The sequence below is a fragment of the Bradyrhizobium sp. JR4.3 genome, from assembly GCF_040547695.1.
Taxonomy (GTDB): Bacteria; Pseudomonadota; Alphaproteobacteria; order Rhizobiales; family Xanthobacteraceae; genus Bradyrhizobium; species Bradyrhizobium canariense.
Genome location: NZ_JBEPQF010000002.1, coordinates 17,402 through 43,441, shown reverse-complemented (window position 1 = coordinate 43,441; position 26,040 = coordinate 17,402). Strand labels below are relative to the sequence as shown.

At 64.5% G+C, this 26,040-nt stretch carries 27 protein-coding genes; 17 read left to right on the top strand and 10 right to left on the bottom strand.

Annotated elements, in window-relative coordinates; genetic code table 11:
- Positions 1 to 41: 41 nt before the first annotated feature.
- From ABIB91_RS03515 to ABIB91_RS03500, 4 genes are read left to right on the top strand one after another with little or no spacing between them, the layout of a single operon-like run.
- Complete coding sequence (locus ABIB91_RS03515; protein WP_354159914.1) at positions 42 to 839, top strand: ComF family protein; 798 nt, start codon at positions 42 to 44, stop codon at positions 837 to 839.
- A gap of 47 nt (positions 840 to 886) precedes the next feature.
- A complete protein-coding gene (grxC, locus tag ABIB91_RS03510; RefSeq protein WP_007604552.1) occupies positions 887 to 1,162 on the top strand; it encodes a glutaredoxin 3 in 276 nt (91 codons plus the stop codon).
- Positions 1,159 to 2,037, top strand: coding sequence for a carbon-nitrogen hydrolase family protein (locus tag ABIB91_RS03505; protein ID WP_354159916.1), 879 nt, complete (start codon positions 1,159 to 1,161; stop codon positions 2,035 to 2,037). Before grxC ends, ABIB91_RS03505 begins: the two co-directional genes overlap by 4 nt.
- Positions 2,034 to 2,519 carry a DUF1178 family protein gene (locus tag ABIB91_RS03500; protein WP_007599181.1) on the top strand — a complete coding sequence of 162 codons (486 nt, stop codon included), beginning with the start codon at positions 2,034 to 2,036 and terminating at the stop codon, positions 2,517 to 2,519. The genes ABIB91_RS03505 and ABIB91_RS03500 overlap by 4 nt, the downstream gene beginning before the upstream one ends.
- On the opposite strand, the gene ABIB91_RS03495 is transcribed toward ABIB91_RS03500, so the two are convergent.
- The 3 genes from ABIB91_RS03495 to ABIB91_RS03485 form a co-directional block, all read right to left on the bottom strand.
- The gene (locus ABIB91_RS03495) at positions 2,516 to 3,415 is read right to left on the bottom strand and encodes an EamA family transporter (protein WP_354159918.1); all 900 of its coding nucleotides are present in this window, start codon (positions 3,413 to 3,415) and stop codon (positions 2,516 to 2,518) included. The genes ABIB91_RS03500 and ABIB91_RS03495 overlap by 4 nt on opposite strands.
- A 264-nt stretch (positions 3,416 to 3,679) precedes the next feature.
- The gene (gene ubiG, locus ABIB91_RS03490) at positions 3,680 to 4,453 is read right to left on the bottom strand and encodes a bifunctional 2-polyprenyl-6-hydroxyphenol methylase/3-demethylubiquinol 3-O-methyltransferase UbiG (protein WP_354159920.1); all 774 of its coding nucleotides are present in this window, start codon (positions 4,451 to 4,453) and stop codon (positions 3,680 to 3,682) included.
- Between the two features lie 15 nt (positions 4,454 to 4,468).
- On the bottom strand, positions 4,469 to 4,936 hold the full coding sequence (locus ABIB91_RS03485) for a PH domain-containing protein (protein WP_354159922.1): 468 nt from the start codon (positions 4,934 to 4,936) through the stop codon (positions 4,469 to 4,471).
- Between the two features lie 149 nt (positions 4,937 to 5,085).
- Here ABIB91_RS03485 and ABIB91_RS03480 point away from each other — a divergent pair, with 149 nt between their 5' ends.
- The 3 genes from ABIB91_RS03480 (at position 5,086) to prfA (ending at position 10,023) form a co-directional block, all read left to right on the top strand.
- Complete coding sequence (locus tag ABIB91_RS03480) at positions 5,086 to 6,342, top strand: aspartate kinase (protein WP_354159924.1); 1,257 nt, start codon at positions 5,086 to 5,088, stop codon at positions 6,340 to 6,342.
- Positions 6,343 to 6,611: 269 nt separating this feature from the next.
- A complete protein-coding gene (ptsP, locus tag ABIB91_RS03475) occupies positions 6,612 to 8,879 on the top strand; it encodes a phosphoenolpyruvate--protein phosphotransferase (protein ID WP_007599176.1) in 2,268 nt (755 codons plus the stop codon).
- Between the two features lie 58 nt (positions 8,880 to 8,937).
- Entirely contained in the window at positions 8,938 to 10,023 is a 1,086-nt protein-coding gene (gene prfA, locus ABIB91_RS03470; protein ID WP_007599175.1) for a peptide chain release factor 1, read from the top strand.
- Between the two features lie 15 nt (positions 10,024 to 10,038).
- Here the strand turns inward: prfA and ABIB91_RS03465 are convergent, their stop codons facing one another.
- Both ABIB91_RS03465 and ABIB91_RS03460 read right to left on the bottom strand, forming a co-directional pair.
- Positions 10,039 to 10,521 (bottom strand): MarR family winged helix-turn-helix transcriptional regulator, encoded by a 483-nt coding sequence (locus ABIB91_RS03465; RefSeq protein ID WP_354159927.1) that lies wholly within the window; start codon positions 10,519 to 10,521, stop codon positions 10,039 to 10,041.
- A gap of 113 nt (positions 10,522 to 10,634) precedes the next feature.
- Entirely contained in the window at positions 10,635 to 11,252 is a 618-nt protein-coding gene (locus ABIB91_RS03460) for a hypothetical protein (protein WP_354159929.1), read from the bottom strand.
- Positions 11,253 to 11,503: 251 nt separating this feature from the next.
- Between ABIB91_RS03460 and ABIB91_RS03455 the strand changes: the two genes are divergently transcribed.
- From ABIB91_RS03455 to ABIB91_RS03440, 4 genes are all read left to right on the top strand, one after another.
- The gene (locus tag ABIB91_RS03455; RefSeq protein WP_354159931.1) at positions 11,504 to 12,838 is read left to right on the top strand and encodes a substrate-binding protein; all 1,335 of its coding nucleotides are present in this window, start codon (positions 11,504 to 11,506) and stop codon (positions 12,836 to 12,838) included.
- Positions 12,839 to 12,937: 99 nt separating this feature from the next.
- Positions 12,938 to 13,813, top strand: a complete 876-nt coding sequence (locus tag ABIB91_RS03450; RefSeq protein ID WP_007599169.1) for a branched-chain amino acid ABC transporter permease — start codon at positions 12,938 to 12,940, stop codon at positions 13,811 to 13,813.
- A gap of 11 nt (positions 13,814 to 13,824) precedes the next feature.
- Positions 13,825 to 15,672, top strand: coding sequence for a branched-chain amino acid ABC transporter ATP-binding protein/permease (locus ABIB91_RS03445; protein WP_354159933.1), 1,848 nt, complete (start codon positions 13,825 to 13,827; stop codon positions 15,670 to 15,672).
- Entirely contained in the window at positions 15,669 to 16,367 is a 699-nt protein-coding gene (locus ABIB91_RS03440; protein ID WP_354159935.1) for an ABC transporter ATP-binding protein, read from the top strand. The genes ABIB91_RS03445 and ABIB91_RS03440 overlap by 4 nt, the downstream gene beginning before the upstream one ends.
- Here the strand turns inward: ABIB91_RS03440 and ABIB91_RS03435 are convergent.
- Positions 16,364 to 16,783, bottom strand: a complete 420-nt coding sequence (locus ABIB91_RS03435) for an HIT family protein (RefSeq protein WP_354159937.1) — start codon at positions 16,781 to 16,783, stop codon at positions 16,364 to 16,366. The genes ABIB91_RS03440 and ABIB91_RS03435 overlap by 4 nt on opposite strands.
- Positions 16,784 to 16,872: 89 nt before the next feature.
- Here ABIB91_RS03435 and prmC point away from each other — a divergent pair, with 89 nt between their 5' ends.
- Both prmC and ABIB91_RS03425 read left to right on the top strand, forming a co-directional pair.
- Positions 16,873 to 17,766 (top strand): peptide chain release factor N(5)-glutamine methyltransferase, encoded by an 894-nt coding sequence (gene prmC, locus ABIB91_RS03430; protein ID WP_354159939.1) that lies wholly within the window; start codon positions 16,873 to 16,875, stop codon positions 17,764 to 17,766.
- A 462-nt stretch (positions 17,767 to 18,228) separates the two neighbouring features.
- Positions 18,229 to 19,020 carry a DUF4167 domain-containing protein gene (locus tag ABIB91_RS03425; protein WP_354159942.1) on the top strand — a complete coding sequence of 264 codons (792 nt, stop codon included), beginning with the start codon at positions 18,229 to 18,231 and terminating at the stop codon, positions 19,018 to 19,020.
- A 72-nt stretch (positions 19,021 to 19,092) separates the two neighbouring features.
- Here ABIB91_RS03425 and ABIB91_RS03420 read toward each other — a convergent pair whose 3' ends face one another.
- Complete coding sequence (locus ABIB91_RS03420; RefSeq protein ID WP_354159944.1) at positions 19,093 to 19,839, bottom strand: class I SAM-dependent methyltransferase; 747 nt, start codon at positions 19,837 to 19,839, stop codon at positions 19,093 to 19,095.
- 109 nt (positions 19,840 to 19,948) lie between these two features.
- Here ABIB91_RS03420 and gloB point away from each other — a divergent pair, with 109 nt between their 5' ends.
- The 3 genes from gloB (at position 19,949) to ABIB91_RS03405 (ending at position 21,934) form a co-directional block, all read left to right on the top strand.
- The gene (gene gloB, locus ABIB91_RS03415) at positions 19,949 to 20,716 is read left to right on the top strand and encodes a hydroxyacylglutathione hydrolase (RefSeq protein WP_354159946.1); all 768 of its coding nucleotides are present in this window, start codon (positions 19,949 to 19,951) and stop codon (positions 20,714 to 20,716) included.
- Positions 20,717 to 20,752: 36 nt separating this feature from the next.
- Positions 20,753 to 21,175 carry a cupin domain-containing protein gene (locus tag ABIB91_RS03410; RefSeq protein WP_007599155.1) on the top strand — a complete coding sequence of 141 codons (423 nt, stop codon included), beginning with the start codon at positions 20,753 to 20,755 and terminating at the stop codon, positions 21,173 to 21,175.
- A 75-nt stretch (positions 21,176 to 21,250) separates the two neighbouring features.
- On the top strand, positions 21,251 to 21,934 hold the full coding sequence (locus ABIB91_RS03405; protein ID WP_354159948.1) for a flavin reductase family protein: 684 nt from the start codon (positions 21,251 to 21,253) through the stop codon (positions 21,932 to 21,934).
- 8 nt (positions 21,935 to 21,942) lie between these two features.
- Here ABIB91_RS03405 and yddG read toward each other — a convergent pair whose 3' ends face one another.
- The 3 genes from yddG to ABIB91_RS03390 all read right to left on the bottom strand — a co-directional run bounded on the left by yddG (position 21,943) and on the right by ABIB91_RS03390 (position 25,098).
- A complete protein-coding gene (gene yddG / locus ABIB91_RS03400; RefSeq protein ID WP_007599152.1) occupies positions 21,943 to 22,812 on the bottom strand; it encodes an aromatic amino acid exporter YddG in 870 nt (289 codons plus the stop codon).
- A gap of 141 nt (positions 22,813 to 22,953) precedes the next feature.
- A complete protein-coding gene (phbB, locus tag ABIB91_RS03395; RefSeq protein WP_007599151.1) occupies positions 22,954 to 23,679 on the bottom strand; it encodes an acetoacetyl-CoA reductase in 726 nt (241 codons plus the stop codon).
- Between the two features lie 240 nt (positions 23,680 to 23,919).
- Positions 23,920 to 25,098 carry an acetyl-CoA C-acetyltransferase gene (locus tag ABIB91_RS03390; RefSeq protein WP_007599150.1) on the bottom strand — a complete coding sequence of 393 codons (1,179 nt, stop codon included), beginning with the start codon at positions 25,096 to 25,098 and terminating at the stop codon, positions 23,920 to 23,922.
- A gap of 303 nt (positions 25,099 to 25,401) precedes the next feature.
- Here ABIB91_RS03390 and phaR point away from each other — a divergent pair, with 303 nt between their 5' ends.
- On the top strand, positions 25,402 to 25,998 hold the full coding sequence (gene phaR / locus ABIB91_RS03385) for a polyhydroxyalkanoate synthesis repressor PhaR (RefSeq protein ID WP_007599149.1): 597 nt from the start codon (positions 25,402 to 25,404) through the stop codon (positions 25,996 to 25,998).
- The last annotated feature ends 42 nt before the right edge of the window (positions 25,999 to 26,040 follow it).

The window sequence follows — 26,040 nt, the reverse complement described above, 5'->3', positions numbered from 1 at the left end:
ATTGGCTTGAGCGTGGCGCAGGACGGCGCTAGCCTTGCCCAATGGGCGCCGAGGCATCACCACCACGCTCCATTTCCAGCCATCTGCGCGGCGCGCTCGAGGCCTGCCGCGGGGTATTGGCCCATCTGCCACGGCTCGCGCTCGACATCGCGCTGCCGACGCTGTGCGTGTCCTGCCGCGAGCCGGTCGATGGCGAGGGCGTGTGCGCTTCGTGCTGGGCGCGGCTGTCGTTCATCGAACGGCCCTACTGCCCACGGCTCGGCATTCCCTTCGTCTATGACCCCGGCCCCGACATGCTATCGATGGAGGCCATTGCGAGCCCGCCGGCCTACCAACGGGCGCGCGCTGCGGTGCGCTATGACGACGTCGCGCGCACCCTGGTGCATGCGCTGAAATACCAGGACCGCACTGATCTCGCGCCGGCCATGGGGCGCTGGATGGCGCGGGCGGGCGGCGAGTTGCTCGCCGGCGCCGACATGCTGGTGCCGGTGCCCCTGCATTGGCGGCGGGCCTGGCGCCGCCGCTACAACCAATCCGGCGCCCTGGCACGCATCATCGAGCGGCAGAGCGGGGTGAAAGTGAAAGCTGAGGTGCTGCGCCGGGTACGCGCCACCGAGCAGCAGATCGGCCTGTCGCGGGCCCAGCGCGCCACCAATGTGCAGGGCGCATTCCAGGTATCCCCGGACCGTCAGGCGGACGTCCAGGGTCGGCGCATTGTCCTCGTCGACGACGTCCTGACGTCCGGGGCGACGCTGGATGCCTGTGCGCGGGCCCTGCTGCGGGCCAAAGCGGCGCAAGTGGACGTGCTGGTGTTTGCCCGGGTTGTCGAGACCCGGTGAAGTCCCATATAATTCAATGAATTCATGACATGAAAGCGCCAGGCAAGATGACCGCTGCTGTCGAGATCTACACGAGGCCGGGCTGCGGCTATTGTTCCGCCGCCAAGTCGCTGCTGACCCGCAAGAAGGCGACGTTCACGGAGTTCGACATCGCCAAGAACCCGTCCTGGCGCCAGGAGATGTACGATCGCTCCGGCGAGGGCTCGACCTTCCCTCAGATCTGGATCGGCGGAACCCATGTCGGGGGCTGCGACGAACTCTACGCGCTCGATCGCGAAGGCAAGCTCGACGGCATGCTCGAAAGCGTCAAGGCGGAGTCATGAGCGACAGCAGGACCTTCACGGCGGCGATGGTGCAGATGCGCACCGGACTGATGCCCGAGCCGAGCCTCGCGCAGGCCACCAGGCTGATCCGCCAGGCTGCGGCCAATGGCGCCGACTACGTGCAGACGCCCGAAGTCAGCAACATGATGCAGCTCAACCGCAAGGCACTGTTCGAGCACCTCCAGAGCCAAGACGACGACAACTCGCTGAGGGCGTACCGGGCGCTCGCGGCCGAACTGAAGATCCACATCCATGTCGGCTCGCTGGCTCTGCGCTTTTCGGACGAAAAAGCGGTCAACCGCTCCTTCCTGATCGGGCCCGAGGGCAATGTGCTCGCGAGCTACGACAAGATCCACATGTTCGATATCGAGCTGCCTGACGGCGAGAGCTATCGCGAATCCGCCAATTACCAGCCGGGCGAGACGGCCGTGATCTCCGACCTGCCCTGGGGCCGCGTTGGCCTGACGATCTGTTATGACGTGCGCTTCCCCGCGCTCTACCGCGCGCTGGCCGAGAGCGGCGCGTACTTCATCACGGTACCCTCGGCGTTCACCCGCAAAACCGGCGAGGCGCATTGGCACGTGCTGTTGCGTGCGCGCGCGATCGAGACCGGCTGCTTCATCTTCGCTGCGGCGCAGGCAGGCCTGCATGAGAACAAGCGGGAGACCTATGGCCATTCGCTGATCATCGATCCCTGGGGCGAGATCCTCGCCGAAGGCGATGTCGAGCCCGGCATCATCATGGCACAAATCGATCCGGCCAAGGTCGAGACCGCGCGCCGCGCGATCCCCTCGCTCCAGCACGGCCGCCGCTTCGGCGTCGCCGACCCCAAGGCCGGGCCGGACCACCTGCATCTGGCGCGGGGATCGGCATGATCCGCTACGCGCTCCGCTGCGACCGGAGCCACGACTTCGAGAGTTGGTTCCAGAGCTCGGCCGCGTACGATTCTCAGGTGAAGCGCAAGCTCGTGACTTGTCCGATCTGCGGCTCGGCCAAGGTCGACAAGGCGATCATGGCGCCGCGCATCGTCGGCAAGAAGGGCCGCGGACGCGCCACGCCGCCGCCTGAGCCCACCGCCACGACGACCGCGCCCGAGGCTGCGCAATCCGCACCGACCTCGCTGTTGATGGCGCAGGAGCGCGAGCTGCGCGCCAAGCTCAAAGAGCTGCGCGATCACATCGTGAAGAACGCCGACAATGTCGGTGAGCGATTCGCCAATGAAGCCCGCGCGATGCATTACGGCGACAAGGAGCACCGTCCGATCTACGGCGAAGCCTCGCCCGACGAGGCCAAGTCGCTGATCGACGAAGGCATCGAGGTGTCGCCGCTGCCGACGCTGCCGGAAGATCGGAATTAGACTCCCACCAGCACCGCCACGCCGAGCACGATCAGCGCGATGCCGATAATTTCGCGCGGCGCGATCGGCTGCTTGAACGAGTAATAGGCCACGCCTTGCGCGAACAGCACCTCGATCAAGGCCAGCGTGCGGACATTGGCGGCGGCGGTCAGCGCGAACGCCAGGAACCAGAACTGCGAGGCGAAGGCGCCGGTGAAGCCGGCCAGCATTGAGGGCCGCCACATTGAGAGGATGCCCTGAAGCACGTTCGGCGCGCGCCAGAGCAGATAGATCGTCAGGATCAACGTCTGCACGAACAGGCCGAGCACCAGCGTGAACGATGCCGCCGTCACGAACGAGACATCAGGCACGTTGATGATGGCGCCGCGGAAGCCGACCGCTGACAACGCGAACGCCGCCGCCGCGACGAGACCGGTGATGGTCGGCTTCAATTCGGCAAAACTCTTCTCGCCACCGGGCCGTAGCGCGGTGATGACGACGCCGATTGTCGCGATCACGATCGCCAGCACCTTGAGCCATGTCAGATGATCGCCGAGGAAGACGAAGCCGAAGATGGCGGTCTGGATCGCCTCGGTTTTCAGATAGGCCGTCGTCACCACGAAGGAGCGGTCGTTCATGGCGAGCAGCATCAGGCCGGTCGCGACGATCTGGCTGAGCGCGCCGAGCAGCAGCCACGGCCAGAACACACCGGGCGGCATGCCGAGATGATCGCCGGTGGCAACCAGCACCACTGCCAGGAACAGGAGCGAGAACGGAAAGCCGAACAGGAAGCGGATATTGGTCGCACCCCAGGTCCCCAGCGGCTTTGTCAGTGACCGCTGCATCGCATTGCGCGCGACCTGGCCGAGCGCGGCAATGACGGTGAAGGGAATCCAGAGGCTGGCGATGGTGAACATGGGGAAATGAGTGGGAGGGCCAATGATTGCGGCCAACCTGCCGCTAGCTGTTCAATGGGTCAACCACACGAACGTCATGGGAGCGATGCTATCGCCAAATTCATCGTCGTCCTGGACAAGCGAAGCGCAGATCCAGGACCCATTACCCCTGGGAGTGGTTTGGCGAAGACTCGAGATTATCTGTCTCGCGCCACAACTTCTCCCAGGGGTAATGGGTCCTGGCTTTCGCCAGGACGACGCCGAATGTTTGGAAGCAGCAACGCCTCACACCATGCCTTCCGCCACCACCATGTAGTTCACGTCCATGTCTGACGAGAGGGTCCATTTGTCGGCGAAGGGTGAGTAGACGACGCCGGTCTGCTCGGTGATGACCAGGCGGTTGTCGAGCAGGTATTTCGTCAGTTCGTCGGGGGTGACGAATTTGTTCCACTCGTGGGTGCCGCGCGGCAGCCATCGCAGCACATATTCGGCGCCGACGATGGCGAGCGCAAAACTCTTCCAGTTCCTGTTCAGCGTCGAGACCACCATCAACCCGTTCGGCTTCAGCATCGCGGCGCAGCGCTTCAGGAAAACGCCGACGTCGACGACGTGCTCGACCACCTCCATCGCCAGCACGATGTCAAAGCGCTCGCGCGGATCGATCTCCTCAACCGTGGTGCAGCGATAGTCGATCGCGAGATGCGCCTTGTCGGCATGCAGCTTCGCGGCCGCGATGTTGCTGACCGACGGATCGACGCCGATGACCTGCGCACCCAGGCGCGACAGCGGCTCGCAGAGCAGGCCGGCGCCGCAGCCGATATCGAGCACGCGCAGACCGCCGAGGCAGTTGAGGCTGCGCAAATTGCGCTCGAACTTGCGGCAGGCGGCATCGCGGATGTAGCCGAGCCGCAGCGGGTTGATCCGGTGCAGCGGCGCCATCTTGCCCTTGGGGTCCCACCACTCGGCCGAAAGTTTTGAGAATTTCGCGATCTCGGCGGCGTCGACGGTCGAGCCCGGCGGGGTGGTCGCTGTTGCGGAAGTATTTTGCTGCATGCTCATGGGTTGCGCGCGGTCCTACCGCGTGGTGATCGAACTGCGGAAGGCGAGCGGCGAGGCGATGGTCCGGATGGTTTCGCGCCCCTCCCCCACGCCATTGATCGTGACGTCGCCATAGTTGAGAATACGTCCAAGAATGGTCTGATTCACATCGACGCTCTCGACCTTGTCCAGCGCCATCTCGAAGGTACGGCGCTTGATGAAGCCGGTCTTGTGCACGATCCGCAAATTGGTCACGTCGGTCTCGGTGGTAAAGCGATGGAACCAGCCCTTCACGGTCCAGTACAGCGCCGCCAGAGCCACCAGGCCGGCCGCGACGAGACAGAGCAGGACGAGCCCCTCGACGATGGTTTGCCGGGACAGGACGAACAGGACCAGCGCCACGATCCAGGCCAGGATCGCCGGAAAATAGAAGATCCAGTGCGCATTGGTCGAATACAGCACCCGCTCGCCCGGTTGCAGGATCTCGTCGATGTAACGCGCCATGACCTCGAATAACCCATTGCCCGGATTGGCCCGCGCAGGAACCCGCTTGCCCCCGGCCCCGCCCCTCTGTATACGCGCGGTCGGTATCGCAGGCACCCGTCCAACGCGGGTCACCATACTTATCCTTATGAGGGAATGCACGCGTCGTCATGAGCCGCCTCGTGATGAAATTCGGCGGCACATCCGTCGCCAACATCGAACGTATCCGCAACGTCGCACGCCATGTGAAGCGTGAGGTCGACGCCGGCCATGAAGTGGCCGTGGTCGTCTCGGCGATGTCCGGTAAAACCAACGAGTTGGTGGCCTGGTGCACCGAGGCCTCGCCGATGCACGATGCGCGCGAATACGACGCCGTGGTCGCCTCGGGCGAACAGGTGACGTCCGGCCTGCTGGCCATCGTGCTTCAGGGCATGGGTATCCAGGCCCGCTCCTGGCAGGGCTGGCAGATCCCGATCACGACCAGCGACGCCCATGCTTCGGCCCGGATCGAGGGCATCGACGGCGGCGAGATCATCAAGCGCTTCAGGGAGCGCAAGGAAGTCGCCGTGATCGCCGGCTTCCAGGGCATCAACCCCGAGACCAACCGCATCACCACGCTTGGCCGCGGCGGCTCCGACACCTCGGCCGTGGCGATCGCCGCCGCCGTCAAGGCGGACCGCTGCGACATCTACACCGACGTCGACGGTGTCTACACAACCGATCCGCGAATCGTGCCGAAGGCGCGCCGGCTCGACAAGATCGCGTTCGAAGACATGCTGGAGCTGGCCTCCCAGGGCGCCAAGGTGCTCCAGGTCCGCTCGGTGGAACTCGGCATGGTCCACAACATGCCGATTTTCGTCCGCTCGAGCTTCGACAAGCCCGAGGATATCGACCCGCATGCCAACCAGCCGCCCGGCACGCTGATCTGCAGCGAGGAGGAGATCATGGAAAGCCACGTCGTCACCGGCATCGCCTTTTCGAAGGACGAGGCCCAGATCTCGGTACGCCAGATCGAGGACAAGCCCGGCGTGGCGGCGTCGATCTTCGGCCCGCTCGCGGAGGCCAACATCAACGTCGACATGATCGTGCAGAACGTCTCCGAAGACGGCAAGACCACCGACCTCACCTTCACGGTCCCGGCCGCCGACTATACCAGGGCCAAGGAGACGATCACCGCGGCCAAAAGCCAGATCAATTATGCCCGGCTCGACACCGCGACCGACGTTGCCAAGATCTCGGTGATCGGCAGCGGAATGCGCAGCCATGCCGGCGTCGCCGCCCAGGCGTTCTCGGCCCTCGCAGGACGGAATATCAACATCCGGGCCATTACAACCTCCGAGATCAAATTCTCGGTTCTGATCGACACCGCCTATACCGAGCTTGCGGTGCGCACGCTGCACACGCTCTACGGTCTCGATCAGGCTTAGGCTAATTTTCTCTTAGCGGTCGCAGCAAACGCTGAGGTCTCCACACTTTCGCGTTTGGCAGGCGTTTTGCTTGGCAAAACAAGCCCCAATTCGCTATACGGCGAACAGGGTGGGCTGCCAGAAACTGTGCCCCAGTTGAGGCGGTGCTGATTCGGCCCAGGCAACCGCCGGGGCCGGCGCCGGACGAGCAAATTTGTTGTTTTTCTGGATTTCTGGGCGAGCCGCCGCGGGCCCTTTCGGCCCCGGCAGACGAAGGAGATTGACGGTTCATGCGGAGCGCGTCGGGAGGTCCCCGCGTCTTGTTGAGACGGCTCCGCGAAACCATGGCGGAGCAGGTCTCGGCCCAGGAGCGGCTCGACAAGATCGTGGTACTGATCGCGGCCAACATGGTGGCCGAGGTGTGCTCGGTCTATGTGCTGCGCGTCGACAACACGCTCGAGCTCTATGCCACCGAAGGCCTCAACCGCGAGGCGGTGCACCACACCGTGCTCAGCGCCCATGAGGGCCTTGTCGGCTTGGTCGCCAGCGAGGCAACCCCTCTCAACTTGAACGACGCGCAGAGCCATCCGGCCTTCTCGTTCCGCCCGGAGACCGGCGAAGAAATCTACCACTCCTTCCTCGGCGTGCCGATCCTGCGCGCCGGCAACACGCTCGGCGTGCTGGTGGTGCAGAACCGCGCCAAGCGCAACTATGTCGAGGAGGAGCTCGAGGCGCTTCAGACCACGGCGATGGTGCTGGCGGAGCTGATCGCCTCAGGCGAGCTGTCCGCGCTGGCCCAGCCGGGCCATGAGCCCGCCGCGCGCCATTCGGCGCAGAAGGTCGGCGCCATCCTGTCGGAAGGCATCGCGCTCGGCCACGTCGTGCTGCACGAGCCGCGCGTCGTCATCAAGGACTACATCGCCGAGGACCTGCCGAAGGAGATCAAGCGGCTCGACACCGCGCTCGCCAAGCTGCGCGCCGATCTCGATCGCATGCTGGAGCGCGGCGACGTCGCGGAAGGCGGCGAGCATCGCGAGGTGCTGGAAGCCTACCGCATGTTCGCCAACGACCAGGGCTGGTCGCACAAGCTGCACGAGGCGGTCGCCACCGGCCTGACGGCGGAAGCCGCCGTCGAGCGTGTGCAATCCGACACCCGCGCGCGCATGCTGCGCTCGACCGATCCCTATTTGCGCGACCGGCTGCATGATCTCGAGGATCTCGGCTATCGCCTGATGCGGCAACTGGTCGGCCAGGATCACGCGCCGTCACGCGAACAATTGCCCGACAATGCCATCGTCATCGCGCGCGCGATGGGCCCGGCGGCGCTGCTCGACTACGACCGCAAGCGCCTGCGCGGCATCATATTGGAAGAAGGCACCGCCAATTCCCACGTCTCGATCGTGGCGCGCGCGCTTGGCATTCCCGCGGTCGGCGAAGTCCCGAACGCGCCCGGTATCGCCGATCCCGGCGACGCCGTCATCGTCGACGGCACCTCCGGCATGATCTATGTGCGCCCATCGCAGGAGGTCGAAGCGGCCTTCGCGGAGCGCGTGCGCTTCCGCGCCCGCCGCCAGGCGCAGTATCTGGCGCTGCGCGACCTGCCCTGCGTCACCAAAGACGGCCAGAAGGTCGAGCTGATGATCAATGCGGGTCTCGCGATCGACCTGCCGCATATCGAAGACACCGGCAGCGCCGGCATCGGCCTGTTCCGCACCGAGCTGCAATTCATGGTCGGCCAGAGCCTGCCGCGCACCAGCGACCAGCTCGCGCTCTATCGCACCGTGCTGGATGCCGCCGGCACCAAGCCCGTCACCTTCCGCACCCTCGACATCGGCGGCGACAAGGCGCTGCCTTATATGGAAGCGGTGATCGAGGAGAATCCCGCGCTCGGATGGCGCGCGATCCGGCTCGGGCTCGACCGTCCCGGCCTGTTGCGCGGCCAGATCCGTGCCCTGCTGCGCGCCGGCGGCGGCCGCGCGTTGCGGATCATGTTCCCGATGATCTCCGAGGTGGGTGAATTCGATTCGGCGAAGGCGCTAGTCGAACGTGAGCTGACCTATCTGCGCCAGCACGGCCACACGCTGCCTGAAAGAATCGACATCGGCACCATGGTCGAGGTGCCGGCGCTGCTCTATCAGCTCGACGAGCTCCTGAAGAAGGTCGACTTCATCTCGGTCGGCTCCAACGATCTGTTCCAGTTCCTGTTCGCGGTCGACCGCGGCAACGCAAAGGTCTCCGAGCGCTTCGACACCATGTCGGCGCCCATCCTGCGCGCGCTTCGCGACATTGCGCGCAAGTCGCAAGAGGCGAAGAAATCGCTGTCGCTCTGCGGCGAGATGGCCTCGAAGCCGATCGGCGCACTGGCCCTGATCGCGATGGGCTATCGCTCGCTGTCGCTCTCGGCTACCGCGCTCGGCCCGGTCAAGGCGATGGTGATCGATCTCGACGCCAAGAAGGCCGAAGCGATGCTCGGCCCGTTGCTGGACGCGCCCGCCGGCAGCGTCTCGATCCGGCAGAAGCTGACGGAATTTGCCGAGGCTGAAGGCCTGGCGTTGTAGCGGGCCTTGTCGCCCCTTCCTGCCGCCTCGCCCTTTCCCGCATTTTGAGACTTAACCGATGTCGTCACTCCCCGAAGCCAAACTGGACGTCCTGCTTGCGCATCACGCCTCGCTCGAAGCCGAATCGCTCGGTCAGCTCGCCTCCGAACGCTACGTACAGATCACGCGTGAGCTCGCCGAGCTCACGCCATTGATCGAAGCGGTCAAAACCTATCGTTCGGCCGTCAAGGAGCTCGCCGACACCGAGGCGCTGATCGCCGATCCCGCGACCGATGCCGAGATGCGCGCCATGGCGGAAGCCGAGCGCGACGAGCTGACGCCGAAGATCGAGGATCTGGTCCAGAAAATCCGCGTCGCGCTGCTGCCGAAGGACGCCATGGACGACCGCAACGTGGTGCTGGAAATCCGCGCCGGCACCGGCGGCGACGAGGCTTCGCTGTTCGCCGGAGATTTGTTCCGGATGTACGAGCGCTTCGCGGCCCTGCAGGGCTGGAAGGTCGAGGTGATCTCGGCGAGCGAAGGCAGCGTCGGCGGCTACAAGGAAATCATCGCCGAGGTGCAGGGCCGCGGCGCGTTCTCGAAGCTGAAGTTCGAGTCCGGCGTGCACCGGGTGCAGCGCGTGCCGGACACCGAGACGCAGGGGCGCATCCACACATCCGCCGCCACGGTCGCCGTAATGCCCGAGGTCGAGGAGGTCGATGTCGAGATCCGGAACGATGATTTGCGTATCGAGACCATGCGCGCCGGGGGCGCCGGCGGCCAGCACGTCAACAAGACCGAATCGGCGATCCGCATCACCCACATCCCGACCGGCATCGTGGTGATGATGCAGGACAGCCGCTCGCAGCACAAGAATCGCGCTTCTGCCATGAACATCCTGCGTTCGCGCATCTACGACGCCGAGCAGCAACGCCTCGACGCGGCGCGCTCGGCCGAGCGCAAGGAGAAGGTCGGCTCCGGCGACCGCAGCGAGCGCATCCGCACCTATAATTTCCCGCAAGGACGCGTCACCGATCACCGCATCAATTTGACGCTCTACAAGCTGCCGCAGGTGATGGCGGGCGAAGCGCTGGGCGAACTGACCGACGCGCTGACCACCGAGCATCAGGCCGCACAGCTCGCCGCGCAGGGCGCGGCGGCGTGAGGATCTGACGTCGCGTCAGGCCCCGCTGGAGGCGCGGAACGACTTCAGGAGCCGACTCAATGCCGGGCTCGCGGCGCGGCGGAGCTCTTCGAGATTCTTGCGCGAGAGCGCCTGGAGCTTCTGCTCACCCTTTTTCGTCAGCTTGAGATGAACGCGTCTGGCGTCTTCAGGGTCGGCAATGCGGCTGACCAGCCCAAGCTTCGCGAGGCGGTTGATCAGTTCCACGGCGGAGTGATGCCGGATCAGCAGAAACCGCGCGACATCACCGACGCTCGCGGGACCCGGACGCACGAAGCCCTTGATCCCAAGCAGCGCCTGATGTTGCGTCGGCGTCAATCCCTGCTGTGCTGCGGCTGCCTCGCTGAACGCCAGAAAGCTTCGGATCTGGTAGCGGAACTGCGCCAGCCCAGCATAGTCGGAGTCGCGCATCGTGCCGCGGCGTGAAGCCCGCGCAGGTATCGCCGCCGTCGACCGTTGCGCCTTCTTCGCCTGAACCATGCCGTGCCCCTCCGTTCTTGCCACTCGGCAACGCGGGCAGCCCAGCCAAAAGTAGCAAGCAGCAGCGCCGGGACCAACCAGCGGGAACTCCGGATACACAGCTATCCGTCGATCTATTCGAAGCTGGACAGCAGGATCTTCACCAGGATGACCTGGAACGCGATCGGGATGCGGACGCTTTTCCGCCGGATCGAGCGCTGCAGCGCGCCGGCAATCTCGGCGCTGGTCAAGGCACCCGCGGATGCATTGCCAATCAACTCCGCCCACATCTGCGACAGCGAGCCTCCGGGCGGGATCACCGGCTTGATCGTCACGCCACAGCCCTGCGCCCAGTCGATGATTTCCCTCATCGTGTGAGGACCACAATTGCGCGCGGTCGCGAGGCGTTCGGCCGTCAGCGCAAGCAGCAACTCGCGCGAGGGCGACCAATTCCCCTTCGGCGGCTGCTCGGCAGTGAGCTCGACCGCGAGCTCCTTGAGGACGTTCTGGGCGCGCACGCTCAGCTTCTGCATCGGACCGGGTGCGCGCTTCGCCTGAACGGGACCGACGGCGGGCCCGCGCCGGCCGGCCGTCCAATTACGCGGATCCGGCATGCGCGACGCATCGCCGGATTGCGGTGTCGCCCGCTGCCCGTTCGCCTCTTCCACCGGCCACGCCGCCTCCTGCCACCCCGCACCTTGCGGCCATGACCGTCGCTTCCGGGTACCCGCCACTGTCGTCTGCCGCGCCATTTTTCTCGCCGAACCCGCCAGCCTCGTACTCACAAAGGCTAATATATATCGTGATACGATATGTTTTCACGAGATAATTTTCGACGTTCGACCAAAGACGAAATTGACAGAAGGCGTTCACAAGCAATGCTTGCGCCCAGGAGCTACACGCGGATGTGACGTGCCCGGCGCGGGCAGGCCCTCGAGGCCGTCCGCCGCCGGACAGGTCGTGCTTTGCCTGCAAACAACAACGATGTTCGGAGGAAACGATCATGACTGACAATCTCGTCCGCCGCGGCCTCTCGCGCCGTGGCCTGCTTCAGACCACCGCGGGCCTCATCGGCGGCGCGGTACTGCCGGGAATGCCGGCGTTTGCCGAGGACAAGCCGGCGATCGGCTCCTACCCCGCGGGGGTTTCGGGCTCCACCGCCTTCATCGGCATCTCGGTGCCGCGCACCGGCACCTATGCTGTGCAGGGTGAAGACGAGCTCAAGGGCTACCAGCTCGCGATCGAGCACATCAATGAAGGCCATAAGCTGATCAAGAAGATCTCGCCCAAGACCAGCAAGGGCGTACTCGGCAGGGAGCTCAAGTTCGGCGTCGCCGATTCCGCGGCCAAGCCGAACGAGGCGGTGCAGGCGCAGCAGCGCTTCATCAGCGAGAACAAGGCGATCATGATCACCGGCGGCACGTCGAGCGCCGTTGCGGTGGCGCTGAACAAGCTCGCCCAGCGCGAACATGTGATTTTCGTATGCGGCATTTCCGGCTCGAACGACACCACTGGCAAGGATTGCGTCCGCTACGGCTTTCGCCAGAACTTCTACGGCCAGACTGCGGCTGCAGCGATCGGCCCGGTGATGGTACGTGAGTTCGGCAAGGGCAAGAAGGCGGCGTATCTGACGCCCGACTACACCTACGGCCACACCGTTACCAAGTCGATGCAGGACTTCCTCGCGACGGCCAGCTGGACCACCGTGACCAACCAGGTCGCCCCGCTCGGCGCCCCCGACTACTCCTCGTACCTGCTGAACGTCGCGAATTCCGGCGCCGACGTGCTCATCAACGTCAACTGGGGCCACGACGCCGTGCTGTCGACCCAGCAAGCCAAGCAGTTCGGCGTGCTCGACAAGATGAAGCTGGTCGTCCCCTACCAGGTGCCTTTCATTGCGCGCGAGACCGGCGGCCTGATGCAGGGCGTCTACGCCGCCACCGACTATTGGTGGACCATCGAAGACAAATTCCCGCTGGCCAAGATGTTCAACGAAGCCTTCGAGAAGAAGTACGGCTACAAGCCCGAATGGGGCGCGGAGAACGCCTATGTCAGCTTCGCGCATTGGGCGCACATGTGCGAGCAGGCCGGCAGCTTCAGTCCGCCCGACGTGATCAAGGCCTACGAGAAAGGCGAGACGATCCCCTCTCTCGTCGGCGACGTGCATTACCGTCCCGAGGACCATCAGTGCGTTCGCCCGGTGATCATCGTCAAGGGCAAGCAGCAAAAGGACATGAAGAACAAGGAAGACTGGTACGATGTCGTCGAGATTGTCCCGGGTGAGGGCCTGATGCAGAAGCCCGACGCCTTCGGCTGCCATCTCGGCGACTACAGCTGAGACCTCGCTAATTCCTGTGACGCCGCGGACTGCACTCCGGTCCTGCGGCGTCACCCTTTTTGGACGCGCACCCTCGCGCGCCACAATAGCGATTGTCGCATGATAAGTTGGCCCAACCTCGTTTCACAGCTTTTCAACGGGCTCGCGCTCGGCGCCCTGCTCGCGCTGATCAGCTCCGGCCTGACCATCATTTACGGCACGCTCGGCGTGCTCAACCTCGCGCACGGCGCGATGTTCATGATCGGCGGCTATGCCGGCTTCGTCGCTTATCAGTACACGGAATCGTTCATCCTTGCGGTGATCGCGGGCTCGCTGTTCGTGATGCTGCTCGGCGTTCTCATGGAACGCGTCATCATCCGCCATTTCTATCATCGTCCGCACGAGGATCAGCTGCTCGTGACCTTCGGGCTCGGCATCTGTTTCGTCGAGCTCGTGCGCCTGATCTTCTCGAGCCAGTCGCAGCTGGTGCCGCCACCGGCGCTATTCCAGGGCATCACCAATCTCGGCTTCATGTTCTATCCGACCTACCGCCTGGCCGTCGTCGGCATCGTCGCGGTCGCGCTCGGCGCACTGTTCATCGTCCTCTACCGGACCCGGCTGGGCATGATTGTGCGCGCCGGCATCGAGGATTCGGTGATGGTCGATTCGCTCGGCATCAACGTCTACCGCGTCTTCATGGTGGTGTTCGGCATCGGCGCGATGGCCGCCGGCTTTGCCGGCATCGTCAACGCGCCGGTGGTGTCGCTGACACCGGGCATCGGTGACGACATCCTGGTCCAGACCTTCGTGGTGGTCGTGATCGGCGGCGTCGGCTCGTTCCCCGGCGCGATTCTCGGCGGCCTGATCGCCGGCGAGATCATCAGCGTCACCTCCATGTTCAACCCCGGCTACGCCTATGTGATGCTGTTTGCGGCGATGACGCTCGTACTCGTGGTACGACCGCATGGCCTGCTCGGCGTCCAGGGCCGCGAGTAAGCGATCACCTGATGCTCAAGCAACGCCCGTTTCTGATCGAAGCCCTGACTGCGATCGGCCTGATCGCAGCCCCCTTCGTGCTGCCTCATCTCGGCTTCGCGCCGAACACCGTGAACAGGATCCTGGTCTGGGGCCTGTTCGGGCTCGGCTTCGACATCCTGTTCGGTTTCACCGGCCTGCTCTCGTTCGGCCAGTCCGCCTTCTACGGCACCGGCGGCTTCGTCGCCGCCTACCTGCTGACGCGCGCGGGCTTCGGCAACGTGCTGGGTGCGCTGGTCATCGGCATGATCGCGGCCGCCGCGACCGGCTATCTGATCGGCCTGATCGCGTTGCGCCGCACCGGCATCTACTTCGCGATGATCACCGTGGCGATCGCGGAAGTGTTCTTCTTCGTCGAGTTCAATCCGCTTTCCGATTTCACCGGCGGCGAAAACGGCCTGCCCGGCGTGCCGACGCCGAGCTTCGATCTCGGCTTGACCACCATCCACTTCACCGATGGCTGGTCGCTCTATCAGTTCATCGCACTGTGCTACTTCGTCGGCGTCGTCATCGCCCTCAGGATCGTGCGCTCGCCGGTCGGCGCGATTCTGAGTGCGATCCGCGACAATCCGCTGCGCGCCACGGCCGTCGGCCACAACATCCATGGCTACAAGCTGACCGCCTTCGTGATCGCAGCCGCTTATGCGGGCTTCGCCGGCGGCCTGCTCGGCGTGCTCCAGGCTTTCATGCCGCCCGACGCCTTCACCTTCGACACCTCGGGCCAGCTCGTGATGCAGACGGCCATCGGCGGCAGGGGAACGTTGTTCGGACCGCTGGTCGGCGCAACCGTTTGGCTCTTCCTTCAGGACTTCCTCCAGTCGGCGCTGAGCCTCGGCGCGGCCTGGAAGCTGGTGCTCGGCGTCGTGTTCGTGCTGCTGGTCTGCTTCCTGCGCGGCGGCATCATCGGCGGTCTTGCCGATCTCTACCGCCTCGTCTCGGGAAAGCGAAAGCAGACGGACGCGGAGATGGAGCAAGAGGCCGCTGACGCCGCGGCCGCGCTGCAACCCCCACCGGCTCCGATGCAGGCCAAGGAAGTCGAGCATCCCGCCTATTCCGGGCCGATCCTGAAGGCCACCGGCCTGACCAAACGCTATGGCGGCCTCGTCGCCAACAGCGACATCGATTTCAGCGTCAATCAGGGCGAGCTGCGCGGGATTATCGGCCCCAACGGCGCCGGCAAATCGACCTTCTTCAAAATGCTGACCTGCGAGATCGCGCCGAGCTCCGGCCAGATCGTGTTCGAGGGGCGCGACATCACGGGATTAAAGATCACCGAGGTCTGCCAGCTCGGCCTCACCAAGAGCTACCAGGTCAACCAGCTCTTCACCGGGTTGACGGTGCGGCAGAACCTGACGATCGCCGCGCTGGCCGAGCTGCGTGGAAAATTCCGGCTCGACCTGTTCCGCAAGCTCTCCAGCGTCAAAGGCTTGACGGAGCAGGTGGAGCACACGCTTGCCCTCGTCAATTTGAGCCGCCGGGCCGACACGCCGGTATCCGAGCTCGCCTATGGCGAGAAGCGCAGACTGGAAATCGGGCTCGCGCTCGCCACCTCGCCGCGCCTGCTGCTGCTCGACGAACCGCTTGCGGGCATGAGCCCACGCGAGCGCGTCGAGACTGTCAAGCTGCTCAAATCGATCGCGCGCGGGCGCACCATGATCATCATCGACCACGACATGGATTCGCTGTTCGAGCTGGTCGAGCGCGTGACGGTGCTCCAGGAAGGCAAGGTGCTGCTCGACGGCACGCCGGAGGAAATCAAGGCCAACGCTGCCGTGCAGGAAGCCTATCTCGGCGGAGTTCACGGAGAGATCGCCGCATGAGCCTGATCGAGGTCAACGGCCTGAACAGCTATTACGGGGACTCCCACATCCTGTTCGACGTCGCCATGCGCGTCGAGCGTCATGAGGTGGTGGCGCTGCTCGGCCGCAACGGCGCCGGCAAGAGCACGACGCTGAAGAGCCTGATGGGCGTCGTGACGCCGCGTAGCGGCAGCGTGAGGTTTGACGGTATCGATATCGCCGGCCGCAGGAGCCACAAAATCGCACAGGCCGGCATGCAGCTCGTGCACGAGGAACGCCGCATCTTCGGCAGCCTGTCGGTGGAAGAGAATATCCTGCTCGCCGGCATCACTGCGCCGAAACGCTGGCCGCTCGACCGCATTTACGAGATGTTTCCGCGGCTAAAGGAGCGGCGCAGCAACCGCGGCACCGAGCTGTCCGGCGGCGAACAGCAGATGCTCGCTATCGCGCGGGCGCTGGTGCGCGATCCCAAGATCGTGCTGCTGGACGAGCCGTTCGAGGGGCTCGCACCCGTCATCGTCCACGATCTCGTCAAGGCCTGCCGCGAGCTCGCGGCCGCCGGCCAGACCATCGTGCTGGTCGAGCAGAATTTGGCGGCGACGCTGGCGCTGGCGACGCGGATCTACATCATCAACAACGGACACATCGTGCACGAGGGGCCGGCGCGGGAGCTCAAGGCCCAGCCGGAGCTGCTCCAGCGCTATCTTGGCGTCTAGAGTGCGGCGATCATTCGCCTGGCGTGAGCGGCGAGCACCGTCATGTCCTCCTTGCGCGTCTGCGCCGGCAGCAGCGCGATTCCGGCCCTGACCGGCATGACGTGCATGTGCAGGTGAAAGACCACCTGGCCGCTGGCTGGCTCGCTGAACTGCTGAAGGATGATGCCCTCGGCGTCGAACGCCTTCATCGCGGCAATCGCGATTCGCTTGGCGGTTCGGGCGACCGCGGCGAGGTCGTCATCCGCGATGTCGAGGATGCCGCGGGCCGGCGCCCGGGGAACGACCAGCGTGTGCCCGGGCGAACGCGGCATGATATCGAGGAAGGCGAGGCTGTGGTCGTCCCGGAAAACCTCGAAGCAGGGGACCTCGCCGCGCAGGATCTTTGCGAAGACGTTCTGATCGTCGTAGGGCGTCATGGACCTTCCTTCATTGCGAGGCGGGATCTGACGCGCTCCTTTCCGTTGACGCAAGCAAGCCAGCCGATCTATCCACGATGCCAGGCAGGATGGTTCCATTGGCGACAGATTTCGATCCCGGACATAGCATCGAGAGTGCGCGGCGCGCGCTTGCGGCACGGCTGCAATCGGCCGGCATCGAGCAGCCCGCCCTTGATGCGCGCCTGCTCGTCGGGGCTGCTCTGAGGCTTGATCTGACCGGCATGGTCACTCAGGCGGCCCGGCAACTCACACCTGAAGAGGCTGCGCGGCTGGAAGCGTATGCGCAACGCCGGCTCGCGCATGAGCCGGTCGCCCGCATTCTCGGCGCTCGGGAATTCTGGGGCCTGCCGTTCCAGCTGTCCGAGGCTACCCTGGTGCCGCGGCCGGACACCGAGACCGTCGTCGAGCTGGCACTCGAAATCTTTCGCGAGCGGCAAGCCTCCCATCAGATACGCATCGCCGATATCGGCACCGGATCCGGCGCCATCCTGCTCGCGCTGCTGCACGAAATTCCCGGCGCCTTCGGCGTCGGCACCGATCTCAGTCAGACCGCGCTCAAGACCGCAAGAGACAACGCCGCGGCTCTGGGCCTCGGCGACCGCGCCAGCTTCGTCGCCTGCTCCTACGCAGCGGCGCTCCGCGGCCCGTTCGACCTGGTCGTGTCGAACCCGCCCTACATCCCGTCGGCGGAAATTCCGAAACTGAGCATTGAGGTGCGCGAGCACGATCCGCATCTGGCGCTCGACGGCGGCAATGACGGTTACGACGCCTATCGCGCCCTGATCCCGCAGGCGAGCGAACGTCTCGCCCCCGGCGGGGCACTGATCGTCGAGGCCGGACAGGGCCAGGCCCGAAATATTGAAACCTTGATGATTGCTGCCGCGTTAGTCGTGGACAGGCCGCCCAAGGCCGATCTGGCGGGCATTCCCCGGGCGGTTTCGGCCCGGAAAATGCCCCCATAAAAGCCGGATTGGGCTGCAAAAAACCTCTTGGAATATCCCTTGGGAACGACTACCTTCCGATCAACACATCGGTGCCGGCCCCGTAGACCTACGGGCGAAAGCCGGGCTCTCGGGCGAGAGCTTACTGATAATGGTTCCAAGCCGCAGGTCCTGTTGAGCGCGATGGCCATTTGAGCTGCGCTGCTTACCGACCGCAACGTGAACGAAAGCCTGATATTGCGCTTGAAGACTTACGCAACAAAGCAGGGCTTGTTTCGGCAGGCGATATGAATGGGTTCGCTGGCGATGGATGCTGGCGGTGGGGAACGCGTCTTTTGTTGAACGCGACGGTCGACGAACATCGGCAGGGATCAATCCGCTCTTGCGTGCGGTTGCGCGCAAGCGATGTGAACCGCTGTCATCAGGTCACTCTCGGCAATCAGTAATGCGTGCAACCTTTAGGGCTGGAATTAAAGGCAGGACATGAGAAACGGTCAGAACAAGCAGCGGATGCGCAACCGCAACAACAATAATAGCAATAACAACAATAATAACCGGCGCGGCCAGAACCCGATGACCCGGGTCTACGAGTCCAACGGACCCGACATCAAGATCCGCGGCACGGCTTCGCATATTGCTGAAAAGTATCTCCAGCTTGCGCGCGACGCGCGCTCCTCCGGAGACCCCGTTGCGGCCGAGAACTACTACCAGCATGCCGAGCATTATTTTCGCCTGATCGCGACGGCTCAGGAACAGTTCCGGCAGAACCAGCAGCCACGCGGCGACGAGCCCATCAGCAACAGCAGCGGCGACGACGGCGAGGACGATGGCGAGAATTTCTCGAACTTCGGCCAGGAGCCGGGTTTTGTCCCACAGCCGCCCCCGCCGCCCTTCACGCGCGACCGTGACGGCCAGCGCGATCATCAACCGCGTGATCATCAGCCCCGCGACAACCACTATCAGCGCGACAACCAGCAGCCGCGCGAGCATCGCGAACGCGACCATCGTCCGCAGCCGCAATATCAGCCCCAGCCGCAACCGCTGCCGCTGAACCAGCCCCAGCCCGTCGTCACCGAGGCCGTCAGCGTCGATCGTCTGCCCTCCTTCATCACCGGCCCGCAGCCGCAGGTGAGCGGTGGCGCGCCCGGCCAGGCCGGCTTCGAGGGTGGTGGTGGCGAGCGCTTTCCGCGACGACGCCGCCGGCCGAATGGCCCGCGCCCCGAGCGCGAAGCCGCGCCGGCCGCCTCGAGCGACGAAGTGGCTCCCGGCGAGTAAGCCGCATTCACACGTTATCTTGCGCCAGATACCCTGACCTGAATCGTCCCGGCATGTCCGGGACGATTGTTTTTAGCCGCGCGTCGCCGTCGTCGAGGACGGCACCAGCACCGGCTTCGCCAGCGAGGGAATCAGCCGCGCCCGCTCGCGCTTGGCGGGGATCGCGCGGTAGACCTGCTTGGTCGCCTCGACGATGTGCACGCCGGCGAAAGGCAGCGACAGCGCCGCGCCGGCCCGCTCCCACATCTGTGCGGATTTCAGCACCCAGCCGCCGGCATAAGGCGGCATGAACAGCGCCTCGCCCCAGGCGGTCGGCGTGAACCAGGTCTGGCGCAACAGGTCGGTGATCTGCGAGCGCGAATAGGGCCGACCGTGACCGAACGGCGTGCTGTCGGTGCGGGTCCAGACCCCGCGCCGGTTCGGGATGACCGCAATCACACGACCGGACGGCGACAGCACGCGCCACGCCTCGCGCAGCAGCGCGGCCGGATCGTCCGACATTTCCAGTGCGTGGACCAGCAGGATGCGATCCACCGCGGCGTCGGGAAGCGGCAGCGAGAACTCATCCACCAGCGAGGCGAGCGCCGGCCGTCCCGTCGGCCATTTCAGGACGCCCTGGGCCGACGGCATGAAGGCGAGGCAACGCTCCGCGTCCTCGCGGAACAACCCAAGATAGGGCGTGGGATAGCCGAAGCCGAGCACCCGCTGGCCGTCGACGCGCGGCCAGCGCTCCCGAATGCCGCGATTGATCATTTGCCGCGCCACAATCCCGAGGCGACGGGAGTAGAACTCGCGGAGGTCGACGACATCAATGGTCATGATCGCAATGTAACATGCACGAGGCGGCCCCCGCGCGCGGAATATTGCATTGCCTGCGCAACGTTAACGCCATATTTGTCTGACGGAGCTGAGCGCGATCGGAGATGACATGGCCGCCGAAATTCGTACTTTCACCTGTTTAAACGACAATTTCGGTTATCTGATCCACGATGTGGACACCAAGGCGACGGCGTCGATCGACGCGCCGGAGGCCGGCCCGATCCTGAAGGCGCTCGAGCGCGAGGGCTGGCAGCTCACCGATATCCTGATCACCCATCATCATGGCGATCATGTCGGCGGGGTCACCGAACTCAAACAGAAATACAATTGCCGCGTCGTCGCGCCGCATGACAAGACGACCAAAATCGCAGACGTCGACCTGCGCGTCGCCAATGCCGAAATCGTCAAGGTCGGCAGCTTGCTCGGGCGCGTACTGGAGACGCCCGGCCACACGCTCGACCACATCTCCTATGTGTTCGACACCGAGAAAGCGTTGTTCGCCGCCGACACGCTGTTCTCGATCGGCTGCGGCCGCGTGTTCGAGGGCACATATCCCATGATGTGGGATTCGCTTCTGAAGTTGCGTGCCCTGCCCGACGACTTCAAACTTTATTGCGGCCATGAATACACGGCGTCCAACGTCAAGTTCGCGCTGACCGTCGACCCCGACAACGCGGCGCTGCAGGCGCGCGCGGCGGAGGTGGCGAGGCTGCGGGCCGAGAACAAGCCGACCATTCCCTCGCTGCTTGGCGACGAAAAGCGGACAAACGTGTTCCTGCGCGCCGATGAACCCTCGATCGCAGCCAAGCTGCACATGAAGGGCGCGGATGCCACCGCGGTGTTCGGCGAGCTGCGCGAGCGCAAGAACAAGTCTTGAAGACCAAATCTTGAAAGCAAATCCTGACGGGAATCGATGCCGACCGCAGCCGAGATCATCGCGCGCCTCGAACTCCGCCCGCATCCCGAGGGCGGACATTACCGCGAGACGTTTCGCGACCAGACCACGGACGCCAACGGCCGCTCGCGCTCGACCCTGATCTATTTTCTGTTGGCGCGTGGCGAGCGCTCGCACTGGCATCGCATCGATGCTGTCGAGAGCTGGCACTATTACGCCGGCAGCCCGCTGACGCTGCGTATCGCCCATGACGGCTGCTCTCAGCACGAGGTACGGCTCGGTACGGACCTGTTGAACGGCGAGCGGCCACAGGCGATCGTGCCCGCGGATGCGTGGCAGACGGCGGAGACCACCGGCGAGTGGACCCTGGTCGGCTGCACCGTGGCGCCCGCCTTCGAGTTCGCAAAATTCGAGCTCGCGCCGAAGGGCTGGGAGCCCTGAATCTTAATCTGGAATCGGGTGGGTTCGGTTCGCGTCACGCCTTAGGACAGCGCTTCCAGCGAACAGGAGCGCACGATGCACGGAACACTCGGCCCCACCGCCGTCCAGATCGACCCGGCCATTTTGTATTTCGGCACGCCCGTCGTCCTCATCGGCTCAACCAATGAAGACGGCACTTCCAATCTCGCGCCGATGTCGTCGGCATGGTGGGTCGGGTGGCGCTGCATGCTGGGACTGGCCCGGAATTCCAAGACCACCGAGAACATGATTCGCACCGGCGAATGCGTGCTCAATCTGCCGTCCGCCGATCTCGTCGCCGCGGTCGATCGCCTCGCACGGACCACGGGATCGGATCCGGTGCCGCCCGGCAAACTTTATCGGGGCTATCGGCACGAGAAGGACAAGTTCGGTCGTGGCGGACTAACCGTGCTGCCGGGCGAAACAGTCGCCGCACCGCGTGCGGCCGAGTGTCCCGTGCAGATGGAAGCCAAGGTCGCCCATGTCCATGAGATGGCACAGGACGACGCGGTTTGGCGCGGCAATCTCGCTGCAATCGAGGTCCGCATCACCCGCGTGCACGCGCATCCAGAGATCATGATGGATGGCGCCACCAATCGCATCGACCCGGACAAATGGCGGCCGCTGATCCTCAGCTTCCAGGAGTTCTACGGCCTAATGCCGCAACGCTTGCAGCGCTCCGAACTCGGACAGATTCCGGAGGCGATGTATCGGCCGCCGGGTTGGCAGCCGGCGCTTTAGCGGCGCCCTCACCGTTTCCTCGACACCATGTCCTTGGCCGCGATCAAGCCGCCGCCGGCGATCAGGATCGCGGCGATAGCGATGTTGGCGCTCGCCTTCGCAAAGCCAGCGGCGATGAGGAAGCCGGTCGAGAGTAGCGGCGTCGCGTAGGATGCGGCGCCGAGCACGCGGATGTCGCCGCGCTTCATGCCGATGTCCCAGGCGTAGAACGCAGCACCGACCGGACCGATGCCGAGCGCGATGACGGAGAGCCATTGCAGCGTCGTGTCCGGCCATACCGTGGCTTCAAGCAGGCCATGCATCAGCGCGGCAAGCAACGCCGTGGCGAGGCAGAATCCCGCGACCGCATCGGTCGGCACCGCCTTCAATCGCCGCGACAACACCGAATAGATCGCCCACACGAAGGCTGCGATGAAGGCCGCGGCCAGACCCGGCAATTGTCCCTGCGTGAAGCCCGAGGTGTTCCCGGCGAACAGCAGCACGGTGCCGACGAGACCGAGCACGGCGCCGACGACGTGATGCACGGCCAGCCGCTCGCCCGGCAGAAACGACGAGAACAGCACGATCAGAAGCGGCCACAGATAATTCAGCAAGCCGGCTTCAGCCGGCGGCGCGAAGCGCAGCGCGAGGAAATAAAGCGCGTGATAGCCAAACAGTCCGCCGACACCGACGATCCACACGGCCAGCGGCTGACGCAGGCTTTTGGCCGCCGAGCCGCGGCCGATCCAGGTGAGCAGGCCGACGAGACCGCCGATCGCGAACGTCATCGCGGCCAGCTGGAACGCCGGGATCTTTCCGGTCGCCACCGTCATCACCGACAGTAGCGACCACATCAGGATCGCGGTCAATCCGATCAGCGTCGCAGTGCGGGGAGTCATCGGCCACATACTCTCGTCATGGCGGGCTTGTCCCGGCCATCCACGTTCTTTCGTGGCGACGGATGTTGTAAGGCCGTGGATGCCCGGGACAAGCCCGGGCATGCCGAAGTTACCGATATGATCGAACGTGATGCCTGCGCATCACACCATGTATTGGCCGCCGTTGACGGTCAGCGTCGAGCCGGTGATGGCGCCGGCCTCGTCGGCGGCAAGGAACACGACCGCGCGCGCGATTTCCTCGGGCTCACCGAGACGGCCGATCGGGATCAGCGGCAAGATGGCCTTTTCCAGCACGTCCTTCGGCACCGCCTGCACCATCTCGGTGTTGATGTAGCCGGGGCAGATCGCATTCACGGTGATACCGCCCTTGGCGTTCTCGATCGCCAGCGCCTTGGTGAAGCCGATCTCGCCCGCCTTCGCCGCCGAATAATTCACCTGACCGAACTGACCCTTCTGCCCGTTGATCGAGGAGATGTTGATGATGCGGCCGAACTTGCGTCCGCGCATGCCCTCGATGACCTGGCGCGACATGTTGAACAGCGAGCCGAGATTGGTGCCGATCACGGCGTTCCATTGCTCGAGGCTCATCTTGTGGAAGGCGCCGTCCTTGGTAATGCCGGCATTGTTGACGAGCACGTCGATTGGGCCAACCTCGGCCTCGACCTTCTTCACGCCCTCGGCGCAGGCATCGAAACTGCTGACGTCCCATTTGTAGACGGCGATGCCGGTCTCGGCCTTGAACTTCTCCGCCGCCGCGTCGTTGCCGGCATAGCTCGCCGCAACCTTGTAGCCGGCCGCCTTCAGCGCCTTGCCGATGGCAGCTCCGATGCCCCGCGTACCACCCGTCACCAATGCAACACGTGCCATATCGTATTTCCTTCCCTTGGACTCTTCGGACGTTTCTGTGTGATCGTTTTTAACGGTGGATTATGCGGTTGGTTTGACGGACATCAAGAACAAAACGCCCGGCATCGAGCCGGGCGTTTCTCTTTAGTCGAGGCTTGTACGGTTGCGAAGAATATTTGATTTGCAACCGCTGCTTTTTTAATCGCGTGCAACGCACTCAGTCACGTGTGCAACGCACGCGCAAATGACGCGTCAACTATCTCAGTCGCGCGCCACACACATCGCGATACCCATGCCGCCGCCGATGCACAGCGTGGCGAGGCCCTTCTTCGAATCCCGCTTCTGCATTTCGTGGAGCAGCGTCACCAGCACGCGGGCGCCGGAGGCACCGACCGGATGGCCGATCGCAATCGCGCCGCCGTTGACATTGACCTTCGAGGTATCCCAGCCGAGATCCTTGTTGACGGCACAAGCCTGCGCCGCGAAGGCTTCGTTGGCTTCGATCAGGTCGAGATCGCCGACATTCCAGCCGGCCTTCTTCAGCGCGGCGCGCGAGGCCGGGATCGGGCCCGAGCCCATGATCTTCGGATCGACGCCCGCCTGCGCCCAGGACACGATGCGCGCGAGCGGCGTCTTGCCTTCCTTGGCGGCCTGTTTGGCGGTCATCAGCACCACGACGGCGGCGCCGTCATTGATGCCGGAGGCCGAACCCGCGGTGACCGTGCCGTCCTTCTCGAAGGCGGGACGGAGCTTCGCCATCGCGTCGACCGTTGCGCCATGGCGCGGATATTCGTCGGCGCTGACGACGACATCGCCCTTGCGTCCCTTGATGGTGACGGGAACGATTTCGTCGTTGAATCTACCGGCCTTCTGCGCGGCCTCGGCCTTCTGCTGCGAGGCGACCGCGAACTCGTCCTGCTGGGCGCGGGTGATCTGCCACTGCCGCGCGACGTTCTCGGCGGTGTTGCCCATGTGATAGCCGTTGAAGGCGTCCCACAGGCCGTCCTTGATCATGGTGTCGATGAATTCGACCGCGCCCATCTTGACGCCGCCGCGCAGATACTGGGCGTGCGGAGCCATGCTCATGGATTCCTGGCCGCCGGCCACCACGATCTCGGAATCGCCGTTGAGCAGCGCCTGATAGCCGAGCGCAACAGTGCGCAGGCCCGAACCGCAGAGCTGGTTGACGCCCCAGGCCGGGCTCTCGACCGGAATGCCGGCATTGATCGAAGCCTGGCGAGCCGGGTTCTGGCCTTGGGCGGCGGTCAGGATCTGGCCCATGATGACTTCGGAGACCCGGCCGGGCTCGATGCCGCCGCGCTCCAGCGCGGCCTTGATGGCGATGGCCCCGAGATCATGGGCGGGAAGGGTTGCGAACGCTCCGTTGAAGCTTCCGACCGGGGTGCGGGCGGCGCTGACGATGACGACATCGTCTGACATGGGCATCTCCTGGGTTGAATGGGGGCAGAGGGGGCTGGGGAAACGGCTCGCCAGTCTCGGACGGCATCCTGTTAACGTCGTTGAGGCATGTCAATCGGCCGGCGGCCGAATTCATCCCGCAGCGCATTCAAAATAGCGTTCTTGGCGCTTTCGCAAGCACGTTTTTGCTGCCCGATTAACCGTGGCGCACAAAACGGTAGCGTGACCCCTTTGAAAATGCTTATTTTGTTGCGTTGCGTACTCTTCCCGCCCTGCGGCATAGCCCGACAGGTTCCCGTTCTCCGCGCTTGCAAGTGAGAGCCCATGGCGAAATCAGACCAACCCACCACCATCAAGAAATACGCGAACCGCCGGCTCTATAACACCGGAACGAGCACTTACGTGACGCTGGAAGACCTCGCCTCCATGGTCAAGGACGGCGAAGATTTCCTGGTCTACGACGCCAAGACCGGCGACGACATCACCCGCTCCGTGCTTGCCCAGATCATCTTCGAACAGGAGAACAAGGCCGGCCAGAACCTGCTCCCGACCACCTTCCTGCGCCAGCTGATCCGCTTCTACGGCGACAGCATGCAGATGGTGGTGCCGAAATATCTGGAGCAGGCCATCGCCTCGCTCACTCAGGAGCAGGAGAAGTTCCGCAAACAGATCGCCACCTCCCTGTCCGGAACCCCGTTTGCGCCGCTGGAGGAACAGGTCCGCCGCAACATGGAGCTGTTCCAGCAGACCTTCTCGATGTTCAAGCCTTTCGCGCCCGGCGCAGCCCGCCCCGCGGGCTCCGCGGAGCCGGCCCCCGAGGCGACTGCCGAAGCGCCGAAGGACAGCAACATCGACGATCTGCGCCAGCAGATGAAGGACATGCAGGAACGCCTCGAGCGGATGTCGAAGAAGGACGAGTAGATCGTCCCTCTGCGCCGGCTCCCGGCAAGCCGGAGGACGCGC